The organism is Paenibacillus campinasensis, assembly GCF_002272015.1.
Taxonomy (GTDB): Bacteria; Bacillota; Bacilli; order Paenibacillales; family Paenibacillaceae; genus Paenibacillus_AQ; species Paenibacillus_AQ campinasensis.
Map to the genome: position 1 here is coordinate 25,883 of NZ_NPBY01000033.1, position 24,372 is coordinate 50,254.

Consider the following 24,372-nt stretch of genomic DNA (forward strand, 5'->3'; position numbering starts at 1 on the left):
AATATTTCCCGAAAATAACAGCTTTGGCACCTAAAGCGGTACAAAACATACGTATCCTTCAATCTATCGACATCCATCCCTTCCCCATGACGGCGAGCCCTTCCAGCGTCATCCCTCCTTTCCTTGGGAATAAAAAAAACAGCCTCCCGCTGTGGAAGGCCGTTCCCGTTCTTTTGTTCTTCTGTTCTACTATTCTTCTGTTATACTTCTCTTCTGATTCAGTCCATTAGCGGTTGATCAGTTGTTCGAGCGCGGTATGGAGCGGCGTTGCAGGGCGACCGAGAACCTTCTCGAAATCCTGACTTTCCACCGCAAGCTCCCCGTCGCGAATCCCCTGCTGAATGCCGACCAGCATCGGAATGATGAACTCCGGCACGCCTGCGCCTTTCATGATGTCTGCGTAGGCAGCATCGTCGACTTGCTGAACCTTCACTTCCTTGCCAAGCACAGCTCCAACTGCCGCAGCCAGCTCTTCCTGAGACAGCAGCTTCCCGGACAGCTCATAAATCATGTTCTCATGGCCGCTTCCTGTCAGCACGGCTGCAGCGGCATCCGCATAATCTTGACGCAAGGCCCAGCCAACCCTACCCTCTCCCGCCGATGTGACCCAAGGCGCGCCCGCCTGCACGGCTTGAATGGTGGACAGCTCGTTCTCCAAATACCAGTTGTTGCGAAGGATCGTATATGGAATTCCGGTGTCAAGAATGGCTTTCTCCGCTGCCTGATGCGGCGGCGCAAGCTGCAAATGGCTGTTCGCTGCATTGGCCAGACTCGTGTAGGCAATAAAGCCCACCTTCGCTCGGGCTGCGGCCTCCACGGCATTCTTATGTTGACGGATACGTGTCTCATTGTCTCCGTCCGCCGAGATGATGAGCAGGCGGTCAACCCCTGCAAAAGCCTGGTCAAGCGAGCTCGGATCGTCAAAATCCGCCTGCCGGACATCCACCCCGCGGGCGCGAAGTCCTTCGGCCTTCGCCGGATTGCGCACACTGACCGCCACCTGCTCAGCAGGTACGGATGTTAACAGCGCCTCCACCACTTTGGAACCGAGCTGTCCTGTTGCTCCCGTTACTAAATATTTCATCCTATTCTCCTCCATTCGGTATAGTTGTACCCACTTTTGTTATAACAATTCCTGTTACAACGAGTGTATAAGAAAGCTTCAGCTTCGCTGAAAACTTATCTCCCGTTCATCATCTGGCCGCCAGAAATCAACAAGCAGCACTGTTCCCGGTACAGTCAATAGCGGATCTGCCCTCCTGATACGTTGGTCAAATCTCGAGGGAGTCTGCCACAGGTGAACAGGTTCCTTTAACCCGCTTCCTCGTCCTCTACTGATCATGAAAAGATTGAATCAACCGTTCAAGTGTGGTCTGCGCCAGCCTCTGCTCCATCGCCACTTGAGCGGCCAGCAGTTCCGTCTGGAGCGACTGTTCAATATTTCGTCCGACGGGACAATCGATGTTCGAATCTTCATGAATCCGGAACAGCTGCTTCTCCTCCGCAGCATGAACGGCACGGTATACATCCAGCAGCGTAATCTCCTCCGGTCTCTTGAGCAGGGACGCGCCGCCCACTCCCGGTCGAACGTCCACCAGCCCTGCCTTCTTCAGCATGCCGATAATTCTCCGGATAATGACAGGATTCGTATTGACGCTTCCGGCTATGTAATCTCCGGTGCAGTCATTAGCAGGACTGACCGCAATTAAGCTCAAGGTATGGACCGCTATGGAAAAACGCGTACTGATCTGCTTCAATGTCATCACCACCGTTGTAACCATTCTAGTTCTAACCTATGGCGTATGTCAAGTGCCGAGCATCTGTGTAAACACATCTCCGCACATTCCCGCAAGTGACAACAAGAGCCCGCAGCTATCCGTAGCAGGACTGCTGCAAGCTCTTGGTCGCTCTAACCGTTTTCGCAGCTGCAGATGGTTCAGACATTTCCTTGAGCTGAAGCTGTGTTACAGCGCTGGCGCTGAACCGCCATCAATGTGGATCGAAGTTCCCGTCACATAAGAGGCCGCATCCGAAGCCATAAAGACGATCACCCGCGCGGCCTCCTCTGTGTCGCCAATGCGCCCCAGCGGGATATTGTGGCGCGGGTCACGCGCATACGCCTCCCAGCTGAGATGAGGGGCCTCCCGCTTCCACCGCTCCTCCAGCTGACCGCTGCGAATCGTGCCGATGCACACGGTGTTAACCCGAATCCCGTCCGAAGCCAGATCGCGGCTCATCGCCTTGGTCAGCGCCTGTCCGGCGGCCCGGCTGACACTGCTCGGCATCGAAGATGCCGGCGGTGTTTTCGCCCATGAAGTGGTGATGTTGATGATCGAACCGCCGCCTGCCTGGCGCAGATGCGGAAGGGCAGCGCGGGACACCCGGATGGCCGCCAGCAGCTTGAGGTCCAGGTCCGACATCCACTGCTCATCGCTGATATGTTCAAACGGCCCTGCAGCCGCTGTCCCGGCGTTGTTTACAACGATATCCAGCTGGCCATAACGCTCCGCCGTCTCGGCCACCATCCTCTCACAATCCTCCGGCTTCGTCACATCCGCCACAATCGTCAGCACAGTGCTGCCGGTAGACTGCTGGATATGCAGCGCCGCCGTTCTGAGCTGCTCTTCATTCCGGGCGCTAATCGCAACCTTGGCCCCTTCTGCCGCGAATGTCACCGCGGTTTCAAGCCCGATGCCTTTGCTCCCGCCGGTAATCAGCACCGTTTTCCCTGCAAGCCCCAGATCCATTTCATCCGCTCCCTTCACATTTGGATAATTGAACTACTTTAACTTTACCCATATTCCTCGATATCGCCAACCGGCATGGCTCTTTTCGTGCCTCGGCAGGCCGATCGTCTGGAGTGTGAGCGAAAGCGGCGATCTGACGCTTTACGGCCAGACTATATTTCTCAGCTTCAGTGATGAATCAGCAGCTGTCACAGGACATCACGCCATAGACTTTCCTTCATTTCGAGTACGCAGCCCGTTCATTGCATTCCGCAGAATATTGCAGGAATGGTTGAATTTCTCCAGCTCCTCCTCGCTCAGATTCAGCTCGATGACCTCTTCAATGCCGACATCCCCAATGATTGCCGGTACGCCGGTGCACACTTCGCGCTGGCCATATTCACCCTCCAGCACGGCAGATACCGCGATAATCCGGTGCTCGTCATTTAATATAGAACGAACGATGTAAGCCAGTGCATTGCCGATGCCAAATTGCGTGTTGCCTTTGCGCGTAAAGATCTCCCATCCGGCATCCTTCGTCTTGCGCGCAATTTCATCCAGATTCACGTCACGGAAACGCTCCTTATGCTGATCAAGAATGTGCAGCAGCGGCTTGCCGCCAATCGTGACATGCGACCAGGCTACAAACTGGGAGTCGCCATGCTCCCCCATCGCATATCCGTTGACGCTGCGGGGATCAATCGAGAACACCTCGGACAGCAGCGTTTTCAGCCTGGCGGAATCAATGGACGTGCCGGTTCCGATCACCCGGCTGCGCGGGAAGCCCGACACTTCTTGCACAATATGGGTAACAATATCGACCGGATTGGCGGCAACCACAAATACACCGTTGAATCCGCCCGCCACCACTTTGCTCACGAGATCTCGCGTAATTTGATCCGCTTCCTCCAGCACATCGAGTCGCGTCTGTCCCGGCTTCGGATTGGCTCCGGCCGTCAGGACAACGACATCCACATCGCGGCAGTCCTCCAGCCGCCCGGCGTACACCTTGGTGCGCGTTGAAGTAAAATCCATACAATGTGACAGATCCAGCGCCTGGGCTACTGCGCGGTCATACGTCCGGTCCACCATCATAATCTCATCACATACCGATTGATTGATCATCGAATACGCGCAGGCCGCGCCGACGAGTCCGGAGCCTACAATTGTCACCTTTCTTGACTTGATTGCCATTATACATCTCCTCCATCTACCCTATCCCAATATATATGTTATAAATTATAACAGCAAATGATGATTACGTGACGATAATTAACATTTATTTCACACATTCATCTTAGGGAAGTTTAGGAAATGAACATTTCATTTCATATCATAGCATTTCATAACGGTCCTGATTCCTCGGATAGCATCTCTTTCAGAGCGACACAAAAACTGCCGGGCAGTCTTCACCCGGCAGTAGCATTTGCAAAAATTAACTTTTCATTCTCGGATCAAGCGCATCGCGCAATCCGTCCCCCATCAGATTGAATGCCAGCACGGTAAACATGATCGATAGGCCGGGAAACATGACCGTCCACGGCGCTGTGGCGATAAATTGACGCGAATCCGACAGCATCTTGCCCCACTCCGGGGCCGGAGGCTGGGCGCCAAGGCCGAGAAAGCCGAGCGCAGCTGCTTCAATTATGGCTGTAGCAATACCGAGCGTGCCTTGAACGATGATGGGCGTCAGACTATTCGGCATAATATGATGCAGCAAGATGCCGCTGTTCTTCATTCCGATCGCCCGGGCGGCCGTAATGTACTCCTCGTTTTTCAGACTGAGCACCTTGGCCCGCACGAGGCGGCCGTATGTCGGTATGTTGACGATGGCGATCGCCAGCAGCGCATTTTGCAATGACGGTCCCAGAATGGCTACGATGGCAATCGCCAGCAGGATGCTTGGAAAGGCCAGCAGAATGTCGAACAGCCGCGAGATGATCATATCGAGCCATCTGCCAAAAAAACCGGCCAGTATGCCAAGCAGGGTGCCGAGGATGATGGAGCCGACAACTGAGAACGTGCCGACCCACAGCGAGATACGTGCTCCGTGCAGCACCCGGCTCAGGATATCGCGCCCCAAATCATCCGTCCCGAACCAATGGGCGGCTGAAGGTGGCTGGAGCCGGTTGCTCAGCTCCTGCGCCTTGTAGTCATAAGGGGACAGAACGGGGGCGAGAAGCGCGATTAGAACAAACAGCAGAATCATGGACAGTCCGAGCATCGCCATTTTATTTTTGCGGAAAGCCCGCCATGCATCTCGCCAAGGTCCGGACGGCTTGTCCGCCGTCACGACAGGGCCGCCACTCGTATTTGCAGTAATATGTCCCATGCTTCCCCTCCTTTACCGATAGCGAATGCGCGGATCCACGGCTGCATACAGTAAATCCACCATCAGATTGATCATGACAAACAGGAAAGCGATGATCAGAATGCCGGATTGGATAACCGGATAATCGCGTGAGCTGATCGCCTCATAGATGTAACGTCCGACCCCCGGCCAGGCGAAGATGGTCTCTGTCAGCACCGCACCGCCAAGCAGCGCGCCCGTCTGAAGCCCGATGACCGTCAGCACCGGAATGAATGCATTCTTCAGCGCATGCTTGTACACAACGAAGAATTGGGAAAGCCCCTTCGCTTTCGCCGTGCGGACATAATCGGAATTCATCACCTCAAGCATGCTCGAACGGGTCATCCGGGCGATGATCGCCATCGGAATGGTGCCGAGCGCCACGCTGGGCAGAATCAGATGTTTGACGACCGTCCACAGCTGATCCCATCTGCCTGCCAGCATACTGTCAATCAAATATAGATGGGTGACAGCCTCCACCGGATTGCGCTGGTCCATCCGGCCAATGGATGGCAGCCAGCCGAGCTTCAGGGAGAACAGCCACTGCTCCATTAACCCGAGCCAGAATATCGGCATCGACACGCCAACAAGCGAAACCAGCATGCTGATATAATCAAACCACGAGTTTTGCTTCCAGGCGCTGATGATGCCTGCGTTGACACCGAAGAACACGGCAAATGCCATCGCCGCGATCGTTAGCTCTGCCGTTGCCGCCAAATACGGCATGATCTCTTGGGCAATCGGCACTTTCGTGCGGATCGACTGCCCCAGATCTCCCTTCAACAGATCTCCGAGGTACGTGAAATACTGCTGGTACCACGGGTTGTTAAGCCCGAGCTGCTCTCGCAGCTCTTCCTTCGACTGCTCTGTTGCCTTCTGCCCCAGTATCGTCTCAGCCGGATCGCCAGGAATCGCATGAATAATGGAGAACACGATGATCGTCATTCCGATCAGGACCGGGACCATCACGAACAGACGCTTCAATAGATAAGATTTCATGAAGAGGACCACCTGCCATCGGCGCTATCGTGCCGCCCGTTATTCAAAGTAAATGTTGTAATAGTACTCAGACCCGGTCGGTGCGGGAACATACCCTTTTACATTGGCCTGGGCAGCCAGAAGCGGGGTCGTATGCACAATCGGCACCCATGGCGCATCGGCCTTAATGATGACCTGCGCCTGCTCGTACAGCTCGGCACGCTTGTCCTGGTCATTCTCCCGCTGGGCCGCAATCAGAATTTCATGCAGCTCGTCACTGGCGTAATAGCTGTAGTTATTGGAAGGAATCGCATCCTTGTCGAGCAGTGTGTACAGGAAGTTATCCGGGTCGCCGTTGTCCCCGGTCCAGCCGAGCATGTACATATCATCCTTCTCGCCTTCCCTGACCTCATCCAGGTAAGTCGCCCATTCCGGAGACTCGATGGTTACCTTTACCCCAATCTTCTCAAAATCCGCCTGGATGACCTCGGCAACCTTTTTGCCGTCCGGCATATACGGGCGAGGCACCGGCATCGCATAGAAGACGTATTCGCCAGGGAGCCCGTCCGGATACCCCGCTTCCGCCAGCAGCTGATTCGCTTTATTCAGATCATACTCATAGTCCTGAATGCTGTCGTTATATCCCCACATCGATGGCGGTATTGGATTCACCGCCGGAACGGCTTGTCCGGCAAAGAATGCGTCGATAATTCCCTGCTTGTTCACAGCATGACTGAGCGCCAGCCGGACCTTCGGATCATTGAACGGCTCCTTCTTCAAGTTGAATCCCAGGTAACCAACGTTGTTGGACGGACGTTCAATCTTCTGCAGATTCGGATTGCTCTCCAGCACGGCCAGATCATCCGGACTCAAATCCTCCATCAGGTCAATCTCCCCGCTTTGCAGCGCATTGAATCTGGCGGAGTTGTCGGGAATGGAGCGCACGATGACGCGGTTCAGCTTCGGCAGCCCTTCTCTCCAGTACTCCGGATTCTTCTCCAGGGTGATGGAGTCGTTGCGTCGCCACTCTTTAAATACAAACGGCCCTGTGCCAACCGGCTCATTCTTAAAGTTCTCCCCCTTCTCCTGCAGCGCGGTCGGACTGGCGATTCCGAAGGAGGTCATCGCGAGGTTCTGCAGAAAAGGTCCCTGCGGCTGGTTCAATGTGAACACGACCGTGAATTCGTCCAGAGCTTTAACCTCCTTGATCACTCTGCTGCCTTCGGGCCCGAACATGGAGTCATAATAATAGAAGGATTCCCCGCTAAACTTATATTCACTGTTCGGGTCAGACCAGCGCGTGAAGTTGAACACCACAGCATCGGCGTTGAAATCTGTCCCATCATGAAACTTCACGCCTTGGCGAAGCTTGAACGTATACTCAAGCCCATCCTCTGAAACGTCCCAGCTCTCGGCCAAGGATCCCTGAATCTCTGTCGTTCCTTCCTTATATTCCAGCAAAGAATCAAAAACTTGATGCCCGATCTTCAGCGATTCCCCATCTGTCACGATCGCCGGGTCAAGAGCGGCTGAGTCCCCTCCGCGGCCGACAATCAACGTATCCTGCGCGGAAGATGCCGGCACTTCACCTTCGGCTTGCTGACCGGTATCCGGCTCCTGCGCTTCGCTGCTTCCACTGCCTCCGCCGCTGCAGCCGGCGAGGGCTACAATGATGCCAAGCATCAACAATAACAGGCTGCTGCTCCATCTCTTTGCTTTCATATTATGGCTCCCTTCTTATAACAAAATAGAATGTTGTTTATATAAGGCCGGACCGCAGGTCCGGTCGATAAACCGCAATCCGAAGTCTCTAGACCTCTTCATAAAATGGTGATTATTCGTTGTTAAGAGAAACTGAATCAATGCTTCAAGAATGAATTCGTTCATCTTCCTGCAACGTATCCGGATACAGATGGCATGCCGCCAGATGCCCTTCCCCGGTTTCGGCCAGCTCCGGCCTACGGGCCCGGCAGATGTCCATCACCTTCGGGCAGCGCGTATGAAACGCACAGCCGACCGGCGCGTCGGCCGGGCTCGGCACCTCTCCTTGCAAAAGGATGCGCGCCCGCCTCATATCCGGATCAGGCTCCGGCACCGCCGACAGCAGCGCCTGGGTATACGGGTGGCGGGGAGCAGAGTACAGCTTGTCCTTCTCCGCAATCTCGACGATGCGGCCGAGATACATCACCGCTATCCGATCAGAAATATGCTTGACGACACTGAGGTCATGCGCGATAAAAAGATACGTTAATCCGAATTCCTCCTGCAGATCCTGCAGCAGGTTGATCACCTGCGACTGAATCGACACATCCAGCGCCGACACCGGCTCGTCGGCTACGATCAGCTTCGGACGCAGCGACAGCGCCCGCGCAATGCCGATCCGCTGTCGCTGCCCGCCGGAGAACTGATGCGGATATCGCTGCAGATGACTTTGCGCAAGTCCGACCACATCGGTAAGCTCGCGGATCATCCGCTGCCGTTCTTGCCGGTCCCCAATTCCATGGACGATCAGCGGTTCCTCCAGGATTCGCTGCACCGTATGCCGCGGGTCCAGCGAAGAGAACGGGTCCTGGAACACGATCTGCATATCCCTGCGCTTCATTCGGAGCTCCTTCGCAGACAGTGCTGTCAGCTCCGTTCCGTCAAACCGCACCTGGCCTCCTGTCGGCTCGATCAGCCGCAGCAGCGCCCGGCCTGTCGTCGATTTGCCGCAGCCGCTCTCCCCGACAAGGCCGAATGTCTCTCCTTGCATCACGGAAAAAGAAATGTCGTCCACCGCCTTGACCACGGCCCCCTGCTTTCCGAACCACTTGCGTTCGATCGGATAATATTTCTTCAGATGCTCGACCTGGAGCAGCGGCTCACTCATACGACGTCCTCCTTGAACTTGACTTCGTGGAGCAGGCACCGGGAACGATGACCTGCTTCAAGCTCCACGAGCTCGGGAAGCTGCTCATAGCATGCCGGCATCACATGCTGGCAGCGATCCGCGAATCGGCAGCCCCTCATCTGCGTATGCAGAATCGGCACATGGCCAGGAATCGAGAACAGGCGGCGGCGCTGCTCGTTCATTCTCGGCACCGACTGGATCAGCCCTTGGGTATAGGGATGCAGCGGATTTTTGAATATATGCCGCACCGTTCCCTCTTCCACAACCTTCCCGGCATACATGACCGCGACGCGGTCGCACATCTCGGCGACAACGCCAAGATCATGCGTAATCATCATGACCGCCGTGCCATTCTCTTCGTTCAGACGACGAATCAAATCAAGAATCTGCGCTTGAATGGTGACATCCAGCGCCGTCGTCGGCTCATCTGCAATCAGCAGCTCCGGGCCGCAGGATATCGCCATCGCAATCATGACCCGCTGCCGCATGCCCCCGGACAATTGATGAGGATATTCATCAATGATGGACTCCGGCCTTGGGATGCCGACTTTCCTCAGCATGTCCACCGTGTGGGCTCTCGCTTCCTTTTTGCCAAGTCCCCGATGGGCAGAAACCGCTTCCCTTATTTGCTGACCGACTGTGAACAGCGGATTCAGCGAGGTCATCGGCTCCTGAAAGATCATGGATATTGCATTGCCGCGGATTCCGCGCATCTCCCGTTCCTTTAAGCGGAGAATATCCCGCTCTTTGAAGCGAATGGCTCCGCCTACAATTTTGCCTGGCGGCGAAGGGATAAGCCTTAGCACCGAAAGCGAGGTGACGCTTTTGCCACAGCCTGATTCCCCGACAACGCCGAGGACCTCACCGGCATGCACATGGAGGCTCACACCATCCACAGCAGGAATTTCCCCGCGATCGGTGAAGAAATGGGTGCGTAAATCTTCGATCTGCAGAATGGGTTGAGTCATAGTACAGGCCCCTTTTCATATGAAGGATAGATTCATGCCGTTATTCGCCAGACTTCTGCTTCTTCTCTCGAATTTCGTCAATGTCCGACAACCTCCCTCGAACCAATCATTAATTTGTTATATTTCCTAACAATTGAGAGAATAATTCCCTGTTTGATAAGTTACTTTACAATATTTTGAATGGGTAGACAAGACATAATTTCTTTTATGTTATATTTATGGGATTATTATGTAACCTATATAAAATTACCAAACCAGCGTAATGAAGGGCCAGAGGTGCTATAGCTCAGTCTCTTTTGGAAGCACAAAAAAACAGCGTCCCTATGGGGAAGCTGTCATGCGGCTTATACGATTGTTCGATTCTATTGACTGTTCTCAAACAACGCTTTTACCTCGTTAAAATCAAATTCATTTACGATTTCATAGGTTGAAGCATATTTTTTATGCCTGCTTAAGCTGTTGCTGATTTGCACCCTATTCTCGTGAAACGTCACATGAATGGTCGGACCGCTACTAGGTCTGAACCACAGAACGTATCGTTCGTCAATCCCCCGGCTCTCGGCAGCTCTTAATTCCAGATCAGACAGCTGCTCAAAGACCTGGTTGATCCGTTCCCTGTCCGTGATTTCTATCCCTGGTTCCAGCTTCCCGAAAGCGTACTTATGCATGACGATTGAATAGGTATTCTCCGGGTCCCCTATGGCATCATGAACAAGCGCTTTAAACGTCGTCCTGGATTGAACAGCCGCGGCAATCATACCGGTAACAATAATCCCCGCTACTACAATCCATAACATGTTCCAATGCTTACTCTTCATTCGGCCCTCCCCTGAATCCGGTGTCATGTGCAGCATCCAAGCACCTGTTCACTATCCTTGGCTTTGATCATCAATCTTCCAGCTTCATCTATGACATAAGGAATGCGGCTCTCTTCCAATCGCTGTAGAAGAGACTCATCTGCGTGTTCCGTGAACACCAAATACGCACTATCCCTGGCCTGAATATCCAGCCCCGTATGAATCATGAGCACGAGGAGCACTAACACCGTCAAAGCCAGCATTACTTTTGCATATCTTCTCACGATTGCCAAATCCCTCCTTCCTAAATCCATTATGAAGCAGCGTCCCCGATCCTTCAATGCTTGTGATTCGAGGATCAACATGTTATTTTTATTAGGATAACACATTAGGATGCGTGATCGATCCAAGAAGGAGCTGCTATGGCACGAAAAGTATCAATTCAAGTACTGGCCGACGAGCTGGGCCTGTCCAAATATGCGGTTTCTCGCGCGTTAAGCGGGAAATCGGGGGTAAGTGAAGCGACGCGGCAGCGCGTGATTGAACTGGCCAAATCACTTGGCTATCAGAAGGCTTCATTCTCACAGCCTTCGGAAACCGGGCGGGAGCCGGACGCCCCCTCTCCGTTCATCCTGATCTGCATGCGCCATATCCATTCAGGCAACCACTCCTATTGGCAGCGGGTCTTAAATGGCATGCTGATGAGCTGTGACCAGCAGGGGCTGCCCTATGTCATTGTATCGCCGGAGCTGGAAGCTGCGAAACTCACTGGCGAGCCGGAATCCCCGCAGCATATGCTGGCTCCGCATCTGGATTGGACTCGCTGTGGCGGAATCGTGGTCATGGGCACTTTTCCCCATTCGATCTTGGGTCTTGTCGCCCGTGCGGAACGCCCGTATGTGCTCGTAGATCATGTCGATCCGCTCATATCCTGTGACAAAATAAATAATGACAATATTGAGGCCGGGTCCATTATCACCCGACATCTATTGTCATTGCACTGTACACATCTTGGCTTTATTACCGACAAGGCCTGGTCTGCCAGCTTCGCCGACCGCCTGGCCGGCGCGAGGTCTGCCATGGACAGCCCTCACGGGACAGAGGCCAGACTGACCGAATGGCGAATTCCTTATGGCGAACCGGGCTGGGAGAACGCCTTGTACCAGCAATTTGTCCATACCGAGCCGGACAAGCGTCCGGATGCCTGGATCGGAGCCAATGACGATATTGCTATCCGCTGGATGCGAAAGCTTCAGACCGAAGGCATCAGCATCCCGGAATCTGCCCGCATTGCGGGCATCGATAATGTGGAGGCTTCAACACTCGTTTCACCGCAGCTCACAACGGTCAACCTGTGCAAGGAAGAGCTGGGCGGACGGGCGATCGAAGCGCTGCTGCGCCGGATTGAACGGCCGGGCGCGCCGATGGAATCCATCCATCTCTCCACCCGCTTAATTCCTAGAGCCAGCACGTAAGGGGGATGGGCCGCTATGGCCCTCCCCCTCCGTCGATGCTCATCGAATAGCCGTACCGCTAATAACAAGGTGATTCATCCCTTTACATGGGGATAATCCCTCTTTACGTGTTCACCTTGCTGCGCTTCCTCTTCAGCAATCGATTCGGCCTTTCTCAGACATGCCCGCTCCCGGTTGCCCTGTTCGGCAACCGCCACATCCCCTTATTCCTTCACACTGCCAAGCACAATTCCCTTGACGAAGAACCGCTGCAGAAACGGGTACAGCAGCAGAATCGGCAATGAGCCGATAAAGATCTGTGCAGCCTTAAAGGTCCGGTTGGAGACATCCGCCAGCGCGGCGGCATCGTCGGCCGTAATGTTGGTCAGATTGGTCTGTACGATAATCGTCTGCAAGTAACTCGATAGCGGATATTTCTCCGGCGAGTTCATAAGCAGCAGCCCGTCAAACCACTCGTTCCACTGTCCGACAATCGTGAACAGCGTCACCGTAGCCATCGCCGGCAGCGACAGCGGCGCGTATATGTTCCACAAGCTTGTGATATAACCGCCGCCGTCGATAAAGCAGGATTCCTCCAGCTCTTTAGGCAGGCCGCGGAAGAAGTTCAACAGCAGGATGACGTTGAACACCGCGACCGCTCCCGGAATGATCAGCGCCCAGAGCGTATCGATCAGACCGGTATCGCGAATCGTCATATACCTCGGGATCAGCCCGCCGGAGAACAAAGTGGTGAATACGAAGAACCAGGCATACTGCGTCCGGAATTTGAAGTCCTTCGGCTCCTTGGACAGCGGGTAGGCAATAAGCAGCGTCAGCAGCATGCTGATGGCCGTTCCAAGTACCACCCGCTGAACCGTGATCCACATTGCCACCATAAATTGCGGCTTGTTCAGTACATATTGATAGGATGCCAGTGTAAAGTCTACTGGCCACAGCTTGACCACCCCGGCCGTTGCCGCCCATTTGGAGCTGAGTGATACTGCCAGAATATGAACGATAGGAAGGAAGCACAGCAGCCCCAAACCAATCAGAATCACATAGTTGAAGCCCAGAAATATTTTGCGACTGAGTGACGGTTTATGCAGCATGATCGGCACAACTCCTTCCTAGAATATTCGATAATTGGCAAATTTCGAGGCGAGCGAATAGGACACCACGATAAACACAAATGAAATGATGGACTTGAACAATCCGATTGCGGTAGCGACCCCGTACTGCGCGCCCTGCATCCCGATCCGGTAAATGAAGGTGTCCAGAATGTCCCCGCTCTCATACACCTGCGGGCTGTACAGGTTGAATACCTGGTCAAAGCCTGCGTTCAGCACGTTGCCAAGGGACAAAGTCGCCAGCAGGATAATGATCGGCAGCATGCCCGGAAGCGTAATATGCCATGTCTGCTTCCACCGGTTCGCCCCGTCCACCGTCGCCGCTTCATACAGTGCCGGATTGATCGACGTGAGCGCTGCCAGGTAAACGATTGTGCTGAAGCCGAACTCCTTCCATATATCCGTAATGACAAGCGTGTACGGGAACCATTTATTGCTGCCTAGGAAAAAGATCGGTTCTATGCCGAACAGCCCCAGCACCTGATTGACAATGCCGCTGGTCGGCGACAGGATATCGATAAAAATCCCGCCGAGAATAACCCAGGACAGAAAATGCGGCAAATACACGAGCGTCTGCACGCCGCGCTTGATCAGCTCATTGCGCAGCTCGTTCAGCAGCAGCGAGACGACGATCGGAACGATCAGGCCCCCGATAATTTTCATAAACGCAATAAACACGGTGTTCCATATAATCTGTCCGGTCTCCGGCAGGTCAAACACGTAGCGGAAGTTATCCAGACCGATCCACTCGGAACCAAACAATCCTTTGAAGGGAACAAATTTCTGAAAAGCCATGGCAATTCCGACCATCGGCCAATAGCTGTAGATCAGCACAATGATGACGCCGGGCAAGATCATCAGATGAAGCGGCCATTGCCGCCGAAATTTTTTGTCTAACATGGCGATCCTCCTGTCTTTCATATAACATCCGCCTGGCCGCAGCCATGAATAGGAAAGAGGGCCGGTCGATGCCCGTGCCCTCCTCCTTTGACCCGAGTTGACGCGTTAGCTGTTCGTTTCCATTATCTAGCTGCTTTCCACGCGTTGACCTCTTCCGTAATTTGGTCGCCGCCAAGCTTTTTCCAGTTGGCCACGAACTCATCGAAGCTGTCTAGGCTTGCCTCGCCGAGAATGATTTTGATGAACGTTTCCTGTTCCAGCCGATCCAGCGTCGCTTTACGGTCCGCCATCGTTTCGGTTGGCGCGCCGACATAGGCGTTTGTCGTCACTTTGCCTTCGTCGTTCAGCAGACGCAGCTGCTTCATGGAACCGTCAGGCCCGTTAGCCGCATACCCCGACCAGCCAAGCGGATTGTTGCCCGCCAGATATTCCTGGAACTCCTTGTACATAATGACCGTCTCAGCGCTTGAAATCTCCGCATCGCTGCCGCTCTCGAGCGCTTTCTCCAGCTCCTCCTGACGGATCAGGTCCTTGTTCGGGTTCACGACTTCCACAAGGGAATATTTATTGACACCGATGGACGTATCTCCTTCAACCACCTGACCGTACTTGTCAAACTCCGCATTCTCACTGTACAGCTTCTCATAATACAGGTTGGCCAGCTTCACGATCACTTCCGGATTGCTGTATCCCTTCTTCACAACGTAGTATTGCGATACGGCAAACGGCATTTGCACCGTCGCTGCCCCGCCATCCACTGAAGGAACAGGATACGACTTCCATTTCACATTTTCATCCTCTTTCACCATGTCCCATAACGGCCATGCCGGATACCAGCTCGGTCCGATGATCATGCCGATTTTATTCGTGGTAACCGATTCGAACACTTTGACCGTGTCCTTGACCCCAAATTCCGGATCAATCAGTTTGTTCTGGAACATCTCCTGAAGCTTGCCCAACGCTTCCTTCATCTCCGGCTGGATGCTGCCAAATTGCAGATTGCCTGCTGCATCCTCTACCCAGATCTGCGGAAACCCGCCAAACCCGTTAAAGAATCCGACCGAGGAAGCGTTCAATCCGATATCCTTGGTCAGCGCCAGCCCGTAGGTGTCCGCCTTGCCGTTGCCATCCGGATCCTGCTTCGCAAACGCCTCGGCGATCGCAATCAGATCATCCATGGAGCTCGGCTCCGGAAGATTCAGCTTCTCCATCCAATCCTCCCGAACCCACACGAGCGGCGCCGAGCCGCCGATGACCGGCTGTGTGGAAGGAATGGCCAACAGCTTGCCGTCAAATGTCGCTGACGGAAGCGCATTCTTCTCGATGTCCATGACCATCTTCAAATCTTCGCTTGCGTAATTATCGAAGGCTGCGGTCAGGTCTTCCAGCTGTCCCGCGTCCGCCAGCTGTCTCAGCTGGGTCGCGTTCACCTGCATAATGTCAGGCAGATCGTTGGAAGCAATCGCAATATTCAGCTTGGACTCATACTGCTCTGAGCCCGTCACAATCCATTTGTAGTTCAGATTGATGCCCATCTCTTTGTAGAGCTCCGTCCACACATTGTCTTTAATGTCTTGCCCCGCCGGGAATTTCACTTCCTCACCGACATAGCGGACAGCGTCAATCGTAATCGGCGGATCATACGTTCCGAACGGATCCCCCGGCTCGCTGACGGCGGCACCCGGATTGTCGGCATTGGATGGGCTGTCCCCGCCGCTTCCGTTGTTTCCGGTGCTGCACGCACTGAGCACAAGCGCCAGCATCATCACACTTAACAACCATTTGGACATGCTCTTTCTTTGTTTCACGTTTGCGACCTCCTCGAATACATTTCGTATTTCTGCTGATCATCAGGTGTTTATCCCAAGCAGTCTTTGCTGAGTGCTGCAAGCTGCTGCTGCTTTGAAATCAGTATAAGTGAGGCGAAAAAGGCTATCTACTTTAAGGTTTTTACTTTAGTATCTTCTCTTTACCTGTTTTGCAGTTCCCTGTATTCCTGAGGGGTCAGATGCGTTGTTTTTTTGAAAAAACGATAAAAATACGGCGGTGAACTGAACCCTACCGCTGCTGCGATGACATGGATCTTCTCCGATGTTTCTGCCAGCAGCTGCTTCGCCTTCGCCAATCTGGCTGCGTTAATGGACTCCGACAACCCCTCGCCGGTCACCTGCTTGTACAATCGAGACAGGTAGGACGGGTTATGTCCAACAGCCTCCCCGATCTGTGTCAAGGACAAGTCCCCCGCCAGATGCTCCTCGATATAGGCCTTGACCTTGGCAATCACCTCATGCTGCTGATCCTGCTTGCCCTGCTCCTTCTGTCCGAAGATCACTTCAGCCAGGCGGGTGAAATAGCTGATCGCCTCTGTCCAGGAATCATGCTCCTCCAGATGCGTGAGCCGGATATAATCCACGGTTTCTCCTCCCTCCACAACCTGGCAGATCGATTCCAGCTCCACGATGGGCGGCATGAACACAGACACGAGACCGTAATAGACCTCCATCTTGAGCAGATGCTCATATTCTGGCGGAAAACAAGAGGCATCCGTCACCTCCCGAAACAGCTTCAGAAATTCCTCCTTGTCTCCGTTCTCCAGACACCCGCGTAGAAGGTCCATTCGCTTCAAATGCATGCGCGAGCGTCCGATATCCCGCTGACTTTCCGGACGATTGATCGTCATCGTCTCCGTCAACAGCACCTCATGGCCGATGCCAAGCCCGCTGTCCATCAAATATTTCAGATCCTCAAATTTATCGGAGAGATGCTCCCATGGCGTCCATTCCCCGGCGAGAGCGAAAGAGGTTTTCAGTTTCAGCAGCGATTTGCAGGTCTCCTGGATCTGCTCCAGCATGCCGTGTACGAACCGCTTTACCCGGTCCTCAATCGGCTCGTTCTCGCGCGTAAGGCGATGTGCGCTCTGATCCCCTTTGTACTGCAGCATCCAGATCAATTTGGATCGCCCGTACTCCACGGACATGCTCACTGTCATCGGAGCCAGCAGCTCACTCGTAATATTTTGCACGGCGTACAGCAGGAGCGGCTGCGCAGCTGGGCCGCCGAGGTGACTCCAGCTGTCGACCCGGCACAGCAGCACCAGGCAAGGCTTGTCGGCCACAAGCTTCATATCCAGCTCCCGAAATCGCTGCTCCAGCTCCTCTCTCCGGGTGCGTCCAGGCGCTCGCTGCAACAGCTCCAGCATATATTGCTGCTGCAGGAACGGCAGCGCCATCCGCAGATTTTCCCGCGCCCGCGCAATCAGGCTGTCCGCCGCCAGCTCCTGATCAAGCAGCACCATCGTCTTCTCAATAGCTTTCAGAACCGCGTCATTTCCCTCCGTCTTCAGAATATAGTCGACGCTGCCTTCCCGAATCGCTTCCTGGATGTAACTGAAATCATCGTATCCGGTCAAAAAGATGACTTTGCAGTGCGGCCATAGTTTGACGATTTCCTTCTGCAGCGCAAGCCCGCTCATGCCGGGCATTTTAATATCCGACAGCACGATGTCCATCTTCGTCCGCTTCAGCCAGCTCAGCGCCTCACTCGCGGAGTATGCCTTGTGAATTTCCAGATTGAGATGCTCCGAGCGCTCGCACAGGTCTGCCAGACCGTTCACAATAAAAGGCTCATCATCCACAATTAAGATGCGATACATACTGTTCATCACGGTTGCTCCTTTCTCATTCGAGGCAATCTCATTTCGATTTTCAATCCGCCCAGATGGCTTCTTGTGAATACCAGTCCGCTGTCAGAACCAAATTTCAGTTGCAATCTGCGGTGGACGTTGGACAAGCCGGTAATCTCGCCTTTGTTATCCGGGCTCGACGTGATGGACTGAAGCTCCAGCAGCTTCTCGTCCGTCAGCTGTTCCCCGTTATCCTCCACTATGATGCGCAGCATATCCGCTTCACTGCCGTCCATTCGAATTCGAATCCGGCCATCCGCTTCCTTGTCTTCAAGTCCGTGCTCATACGCATTCTCAATCAGCGGCTGCAATATGAGCAGCGGCACCGCCAAGCCCTTCCAGGAAGTGGGGATCTCATCCCACTGCGCCGAAATCCGGTTATGGAAGCGGATGCTCTGAATTTCAACGTAAGCTTTGGCATGTCCAACCTCAGCTTCGAGCGGCACCTCATCTGCACTGTTGCGCGTGATGAACCGGAAGTAGTCGCCCAGATGCTTGGTGAAACGCACAATGTTATCATAGTCCTGCATCTGGCCCATCTGATGCAGCGTGAAAAAGCTGTTATATAAAAAATGCGGATTGATCTGCGACTGCAGCTGCTTCAGCTCGGAGCGCTGGGATCGGATCTTCTGCTCAAACACCTCCTGAATGAGCAGCTGCAGCCGCTTCACCATCAGGTTGAAATGCTCATACAGGTAATGAAACTCGTCATTATGCCGGTGGCGCAGCTCCGCCTGGGGACTGGATACGTCCATCTTGCGAAAGGCCCGGACCATCCGATGCAGCGGCTGATGAATCCGTCGATAGATCCAGCCCGAGAACAGAATGACCACCAGCAGCGAGAAGCCGGAAAGGCCGAAAAACAGCAGCCGGTATTTCGCCAGCGGCCCCAAAAACTCCGCCTCCGGCACATAAACAACCAGATCGGCATTCAGAAATGACGAGCGCTCCACGCTAACCCAATAATTGCTGCCATCCACCGTGACCTTTGTGTTGTAAGGCTCCTTGTAGAACTCCGACTTTGACAGCGCTTCCACATCGATGTTCTCCATCAGTCTGTGACCGATATTCCCCGCCCCCTCCGGCATGACAGACCAGCTGCCATCCGAGCCGATAAGTACCGAGCTGCCGTTGCCGGTCGCCAGCTGCTCCAGCGCCTTCTGCATTCTGGGCATGGACAGCTCGGTCACAATGACAAAGTTAGGCTGTTTTCCTGCCCGAAGATGATCGGGATACACCATGCCGAGCTGAAGCTTATCCCCCCATTTGTAGATGACACGATCCGGCTTTCTCAGCATCACCTCCATCTGATCAACCGGCATCGCTGTCTCATACGATACCTGCTGGATCGTCTTGTCAATGAGCGGGACATAAGCCTTAGCTTCCTGGATATATTGATTGGAGCTTTGCAGCAGCCGCATTTTGCCCTGCAGGCGATTGATGGACTGAAAGTACTCGTACCTGGTCATGGCCGGGGCGATAGTGCTTAGCTTCTGCAGATCGGAATCCTGGGACAGATCGTTCATCAGCAGCACGGTTGTCCGCAATTCCTGCTCCAGTGTGCGGACAAAAAAGTTGGTGCGCGCATTCAGCGATTGTGTAATTTCCTGCTCCACACTTTCCGAGCCGGATTCGTTCATGTATAAGGCAGCGGCGTATACAGGCACAATCGCCAGCAGAAAACCGATCACGATTTTCGGATAGATCGACTTGACCCATAGCCGCTTCTTCATGCTTCTTGCCCCCACTTTCATCTCCTCCTGCGCGATGATCTTCTCAAATACAGGTAAAGCGGACAGTCCCGCTGCCCCCGTCCTTATTCGGTACTGCTGCCGAATAGGAAGGAAGCCTGGGCGTGTCCGCTTCAAGCCAAATCTGTTATCTAAGGTTGAGCCAGCACCATGACGGACAGCGTCAGGCCGCCCGAAAATCACTTTACGATCCATGTGCGACCTTTCCCCGTCCTCGTTCTCAGGCTCATCTTATCTCTGCTTCTTCCCCACCTGGATTGAGGCGGATCAGACGATGCCTTTCTTCATGCCTTCATAGACAAGCTGGGAAAACAAGCTGTTGGACCAGGCGAACCAAGGGCGCGTGTATATCTCCGGATTATCAGCATGGAAGCCTTCGTGCATGAACCCGGTTCCTGCATCCGTCGCTTCCAACAGATCGATCATCTCGCGTTTTTCCTCGTCCGTAGAGGCCGTCAGCCCCTGCATCGACAATGCCATATGCCAGATGTAGCCTGGCGGCGTATGCGGGCTTCCGATTCCCTTCGCCACCGCACCCTCGTAGTAGTACGGGTTGTGTTTACTCAGAATAAACCGGCGCGTGTTCTGGTAAATCTCATCATCCTTGTCAACATATCCGAGGTACGGAATCGAGAGCAGACTTGGCGTTCCCGCATCATCCATCAGGCAGTAGTTGCCATAGCCGTCCGTCTCATAGGCATAGATCACCCCGAATTCCGGATGGCGATACGTTCCGTACAGCTGGATGCCGTGCTGCACCTCATCCTCCAGCTGACCGATCGTGCGCACCAGCGCTTCATCCCGGAACACCCATTTGGCGATTTCCTTCATCTGACGCAGACTGACGACTGCAAACATGTTCGCCGGGATATTATAGTGAAGCTCGCAGGCATCATCACTTGGCCTAAACCCGGACCAGATCATGCCGGTGTAGTTAACCGGCATCCCGAGGCCTTGATTCCGAAGCGTGTCGATCGCAGGGCAATTCCGGCGCTGGAACCGGTAATCCGATTGCTCGGCATGCCGCTGTTCGGTCTGCCACAGCCGGATGATGCCCTCCAGTACCCCTTTGAACCGCTCGTCAAATATGTCGCTCCGTCCGGTTGCCTTCCAGTAGGCATAGGCCAGCCGAATCGTAAAGCAGAGCGAATCCAGCTCGAACTTGCGCTCCCATACCCATGCCGACATGTCGGTCTCGTCATTGGCGTCCCAATGCCAGCCGTTCGCGGTTTCGTTGAACGCATTGGCATACAGATCAAGGCTGGCATACATCATATGCCGTTTCACGAGCCCGCCGATGATGCGCTGCAAATCCGCATCCTTCTCTGCCAGCGGCACATAGTGAATCACCTGCTCCACCGAGTCACGAAGCCACATCGCCGGGATATCCCCGGTGATGACAAAGGTGGTGCCGTCGTCCATCAGCTTTGTTGTTGTCTCAAGGGTATTGGGGAAACAGTTCAGAAACTGCTGCAGCAGCTTCGGGCGATGCGCCAGCTTTACTTTTGCTTCTTCCAGCACCTCGCGCACCGCTTGCGGCAGCTCAAAGTCGGGAATCGGGATTTGGGGCAGCTTGAAATTATCCAATTGATGAAACCTCCTTATGCTGATCTTGCGGTTTGATTTTGATGGATTTCACTTCATAAGGCCGGAAAGACAGGCTGATTTCACCGTTCACGGTGGCGATGTCCTCCATCTCGTCCTCCAGCAGATTGACAACCGATACGTCGATCGGATGTGTCGGCCACTTGATTGTCACGGTCTCCCGTCCGCCGGAGGACTCATACAACCGCAGGATGGTCCCGCTGCCGTCCTCCGCTCTCTTGATCGTGTCCAAAATGACATGCGTGCTCTCCAGATGAAGCCAGCTGTGCTCGGCTGGCAATCGGCCTGATTGCCCGGACGGTGCCTGCACGGCAACCACCGCCTGATTCAGCTCGGCCGCTTCCCTTACGACATGGGCTTCCCGCCAATCCTTCTCATGCGGCAGCAGCGAATAGGCGAACTCGTGCTTCCCTTGATCGGCTCCTTGATCCGGCCATTTCGGAGCCCGGAGCAGGGACAGGCGCATGACGCCGTCTTTGATGTCATACCCGTACTTGCAATCATTCAGCAGACTGACCCCGTAGCCGCCCTCGGACAGATCTGCCCAGCGATGGCCGCACACCTCGAATTGAGCCTGATCCCAGCTTGTATTGCGGTGCGTCGGACGCTCCAAAGCGCCAAACGGAATCTCATACGTGGCCTTCGAGGCCACGATGTCAACCGGAAACGCCACTTTAAGCAGCTTGTGACTCTCGTGCCAGTCGACCTTGGTGCGGAAGTCCACGCGGCGCCGATGATGGTACAGCATAATTTCCTGGTCAATGATGGACGCGTTCAGCTTCCAGCGAAAACGGAGCACATCCATGACCGAGCCGCGCTGCATCACTTCGCTTTCCAGCAATTCCGCGGTCCCGGCCGGCTGGCTCTCGTAGCGCGGATCGATATCCCACGCATCCCAGTAGGTCGGCGTGTCATGGAAGAATTGAAGCTCATTCCCTTTGCCACCAGGCGCAATCAGCTCACGCCCTGCGGCCTTGTCGTACCAGCTTGTGATTTCTCCCCACGCGTTGAATTTCAGGAGATAATGCGCCGTCTCCCATTGTTCTGGAACCGGGGCATTCGCGGAGATCGTGCCCTCAGCGCCCGTCAAAGCCTTCTCCGTTACTTCTTCAGTCTCTCTGAGCCAGAAGGTCTTGCTGCCAAACGCCGGAATGCCGGTGACGCGAACAGCAAGCCGCCCGGCGCCATCCTCCGTCTCGGGCGGCAGCAGATCATACTGCATCGGCCCGGCAGCATCGTAAGGCGCCCGCCCTCTCCACTGCTCAGCATCCAATATAACAATCTCCTCGCGTTCCCAGCCGAGGCTGTTGAACACGACATAGGGCTCGCCTTCATGCTGTCCGCCGGTCATCTTCGTCACCACAGCGCTGAGCGTTTGATCCAGCTCGGCTTGTCCAATGTCGAAGATCCGCTCATATTCCTTGGCCGAAGTGAAGTACACTTCAGGAATCGAGGTGCCCGGAATTATGTCGTGGAACTGATTGAGCAGCATCAGCTCCCAGCCCTTGTCGAGCGCCTGTTTGGTCCGCATTCCTTGCTGCTCATCCCCGATGGCAAGGGCGCTCCATATTTCCGCTTCGCGATACAGCGCCTCGGCCTTGCGGTTATTCCGCTTGTTCCGCGCATGGGTCGTATAGGTTCCGCGATGCAGCTCCAAGTACAGATCCCCGTGCCACTGCGGCAGATCGGGATTGCGCTTAGCGATCGCGCCGAAGAAATCCGCGGCGGTAGCAAACCGGCTCAGCGGCTGTCCAGGCATCAGATGCGCGCGCTCCACATACTCCACCATCTCATGGGTCACACCGCCGCCGCCGTCGCCATGTCCGTACAGCAGCATCAGTTCATTGATCTCGTCCTTCTGACGGAACGAGGCCCAGTGTTCGTGCACATCCTTCGGATGCGTATGCTCGTTTACACCATGATTCTGATAGGCCACGATGGAGGTTCCGTCGATCCCGACCCAGTGGAACAGATCATAAGGGAACTTGTTCGTGTCATTCCATCCGAGCTTGGTTGTCATGAAATAGTCAATGCCGGCCAGCTTGAGCAGCTGCGGCAGCGATGCGCAGTAACCGAACGTATCCGGCAGCCACTCAATCGCGGAGCGCTTGCCGAACTCTCGCTCGAAGAACCTTTGCCCATACAGCATCTGACGAACGAGCGACTCCCCGCTCGGAATATTCAGGTCAGGCTCAACCCACATGCCGCCAACCAGCTCCCAGCGGCCTTCGGCAATTCTCTGCTTGATCCGCTCATACAGCTCCGGATTGTTGTCTTTCACAAAGGCATACAGGATCGGCTGGCTCTGAGAATACTTGAAGTCCGGGTATCGGTCCATTAACGCGCACACCGTCGAGAAGGTGCGGCTCACTTTGCGTACGGTTTCCCTTACTGGCCACAGCCAGGCGATGTCGATATGCGACTGTCCCACCATGTGCATCGTGCCTGGAATTGCATCTGCTGGCATCTGGCTCGCAACGGCCTCGGACAGCTGCTGCTCCACGCCGCTTACGAGCTCTTCGGATTCCAGCCGTGAAGGGTCCGAGCCGTACAGCGCGTCCATCGCTTGTTCCAGCGCCTGCTCTGTGCGGATGCGGCGCATATCTCCTTCCGGCAGCAGCCGGGCGGCCATGGCCGCGACCGTCACGCTGTGCTTAAGCCGCTGCACCGGGTAGTTCACACGAACCAGCTTACTGCTGATCCCGCTGATCGGCGGGTTGATCACCGCCTGGCGATTCAGCGGGTCCCAAGGCTCAGGGATCGGATCATACAGCTCGATTTCGAGCAGCGGGGTTCTGCCTGCCGCAGCTATGGGCAATGGCACATACGTATGATTGCGATCCAGTCCGTGATACGCCTCGCCGTTCAATCGAAGCAGGCCTTCTCCCCCCGCTTCGAATACAAGCGCCGTTTCATCGGCTCCCCACGCCGCCGGAATTTCCGGCTGCAAGCGAAGGAAATAGGTCGTGCCGTACGTGCTGCGGAGACGCTCTACATTTTCCACGCTGGAGCTCTCCGTTTCATACCGATATTCGCCAGGCTGGATATACTCAGCTCTCTGGACTTCCCATTCGGGCAGCGGAATCTCTTCCCGCCATTCATACTGCGCCAAAAATTTAATAAATCGTTGAATTCTGCTCAAGC

Annotated in this window: 19 protein-coding genes; 1 reads left to right on the forward strand and 18 read right to left on the reverse strand. The window is 54.6% G+C overall.

The window, feature by feature from the left end; all coding sequences use genetic code 11:
• Positions 1 to 226: 226 nt before the first annotated feature.
• The 11 genes from CHH67_RS11200 to CHH67_RS11250 form a co-directional block, all read right to left on the reverse strand.
• Positions 227 to 1,084, reverse strand: coding sequence for an SDR family oxidoreductase (locus tag CHH67_RS11200; protein WP_095265270.1), 858 nt, complete (start codon positions 1,082 to 1,084; stop codon positions 227 to 229).
• A gap of 247 nt (positions 1,085 to 1,331) precedes the next feature.
• Entirely contained in the window at positions 1,332 to 1,781 is a 450-nt protein-coding gene (locus tag CHH67_RS11205; protein ID WP_095265271.1) for an Rrf2 family transcriptional regulator, read from the reverse strand.
• 183 nt (positions 1,782 to 1,964) lie between these two features.
• A complete protein-coding gene (locus CHH67_RS11210; RefSeq protein WP_095265272.1) occupies positions 1,965 to 2,747 on the reverse strand; it encodes an SDR family NAD(P)-dependent oxidoreductase in 783 nt (260 codons plus the stop codon).
• Between the two features lie 198 nt (positions 2,748 to 2,945).
• Positions 2,946 to 3,920, reverse strand: a complete 975-nt coding sequence (locus CHH67_RS11215) for an L-lactate dehydrogenase (RefSeq protein WP_095265273.1) — start codon at positions 3,918 to 3,920, stop codon at positions 2,946 to 2,948.
• A 241-nt stretch (positions 3,921 to 4,161) separates the two neighbouring features.
• A complete protein-coding gene (gene nikC, locus CHH67_RS11220) occupies positions 4,162 to 5,058 on the reverse strand; it encodes a nickel transporter permease (protein WP_095265274.1) in 897 nt (298 codons plus the stop codon).
• Positions 5,059 to 5,070: 12 nt separating this feature from the next.
• On the reverse strand, positions 5,071 to 6,075 hold the full coding sequence (locus CHH67_RS11225; RefSeq protein ID WP_095265275.1) for an ABC transporter permease: 1,005 nt from the start codon (positions 6,073 to 6,075) through the stop codon (positions 5,071 to 5,073).
• 39 nt (positions 6,076 to 6,114) lie between these two features.
• Positions 6,115 to 7,776, reverse strand: a complete 1,662-nt coding sequence (locus CHH67_RS11230; protein ID WP_095265276.1) for an ABC transporter substrate-binding protein — start codon at positions 7,774 to 7,776, stop codon at positions 6,115 to 6,117.
• 145 nt (positions 7,777 to 7,921) lie between these two features.
• Entirely contained in the window at positions 7,922 to 8,923 is a 1,002-nt protein-coding gene (locus tag CHH67_RS11235; RefSeq protein ID WP_095265277.1) for an ABC transporter ATP-binding protein, read from the reverse strand.
• Positions 8,920 to 9,912, reverse strand: coding sequence for an ABC transporter ATP-binding protein (locus tag CHH67_RS11240; RefSeq protein WP_095265278.1), 993 nt, complete (start codon positions 9,910 to 9,912; stop codon positions 8,920 to 8,922). Before CHH67_RS11240 ends, CHH67_RS11235 begins: the two co-directional genes overlap by 4 nt.
• A gap of 362 nt (positions 9,913 to 10,274) precedes the next feature.
• Positions 10,275 to 10,730: a hypothetical protein gene (locus CHH67_RS11245; RefSeq protein ID WP_095265279.1), complete on the reverse strand. Its 456-nt coding sequence runs from the start codon at positions 10,728 to 10,730 to the stop codon at positions 10,275 to 10,277.
• Positions 10,731 to 10,753: 23 nt separating this feature from the next.
• Complete coding sequence (locus CHH67_RS11250) at positions 10,754 to 10,993, reverse strand: hypothetical protein (protein WP_144029258.1); 240 nt, start codon at positions 10,991 to 10,993, stop codon at positions 10,754 to 10,756.
• Between the two features lie 138 nt (positions 10,994 to 11,131).
• On the opposite strand from CHH67_RS11250, the gene CHH67_RS11255 reads away from it, so the two are divergent.
• A complete protein-coding gene (locus CHH67_RS11255) occupies positions 11,132 to 12,184 on the forward strand; it encodes a LacI family DNA-binding transcriptional regulator (protein WP_095265281.1) in 1,053 nt (350 codons plus the stop codon).
• 203 nt (positions 12,185 to 12,387) lie between these two features.
• Here the strand turns inward: CHH67_RS11255 and CHH67_RS11260 are convergent, their stop codons facing one another.
• The 7 genes from CHH67_RS11260 to CHH67_RS11290 all read right to left on the reverse strand — a co-directional run bounded on the left by CHH67_RS11260 (position 12,388) and on the right by CHH67_RS11290 (position 24,370).
• Entirely contained in the window at positions 12,388 to 13,272 is an 885-nt protein-coding gene (locus CHH67_RS11260; RefSeq protein WP_095265282.1) for a carbohydrate ABC transporter permease, read from the reverse strand.
• 18 nt (positions 13,273 to 13,290) lie between these two features.
• Complete coding sequence (locus CHH67_RS11265) at positions 13,291 to 14,190, reverse strand: ABC transporter permease (protein ID WP_095265283.1); 900 nt, start codon at positions 14,188 to 14,190, stop codon at positions 13,291 to 13,293.
• Positions 14,191 to 14,312: 122 nt separating this feature from the next.
• Complete coding sequence (locus CHH67_RS11270; RefSeq protein ID WP_095265284.1) at positions 14,313 to 15,998, reverse strand: extracellular solute-binding protein; 1,686 nt, start codon at positions 15,996 to 15,998, stop codon at positions 14,313 to 14,315.
• A 161-nt stretch (positions 15,999 to 16,159) separates the two neighbouring features.
• The gene (locus CHH67_RS11275; protein ID WP_095265285.1) at positions 16,160 to 17,851 is read right to left on the reverse strand and encodes a response regulator transcription factor; all 1,692 of its coding nucleotides are present in this window, start codon (positions 17,849 to 17,851) and stop codon (positions 16,160 to 16,162) included.
• Entirely contained in the window at positions 17,851 to 19,818 is a 1,968-nt protein-coding gene (locus CHH67_RS11280) for a sensor histidine kinase (protein WP_230875845.1), read from the reverse strand. Before CHH67_RS11280 ends, CHH67_RS11275 begins: the two co-directional genes overlap by 1 nt.
• Positions 19,819 to 19,890: 72 nt before the next feature.
• A complete protein-coding gene (locus CHH67_RS11285; RefSeq protein ID WP_095265286.1) occupies positions 19,891 to 21,210 on the reverse strand; it encodes a glycoside hydrolase family 125 protein in 1,320 nt (439 codons plus the stop codon).
• Positions 21,203 to 24,370, reverse strand: coding sequence for an alpha-mannosidase (locus CHH67_RS11290; protein WP_095265287.1), 3,168 nt, complete (start codon positions 24,368 to 24,370; stop codon positions 21,203 to 21,205). The genes CHH67_RS11285 and CHH67_RS11290 overlap by 8 nt, the downstream gene beginning before the upstream one ends.
• Positions 24,371 to 24,372 lie beyond the last annotated feature (2 nt).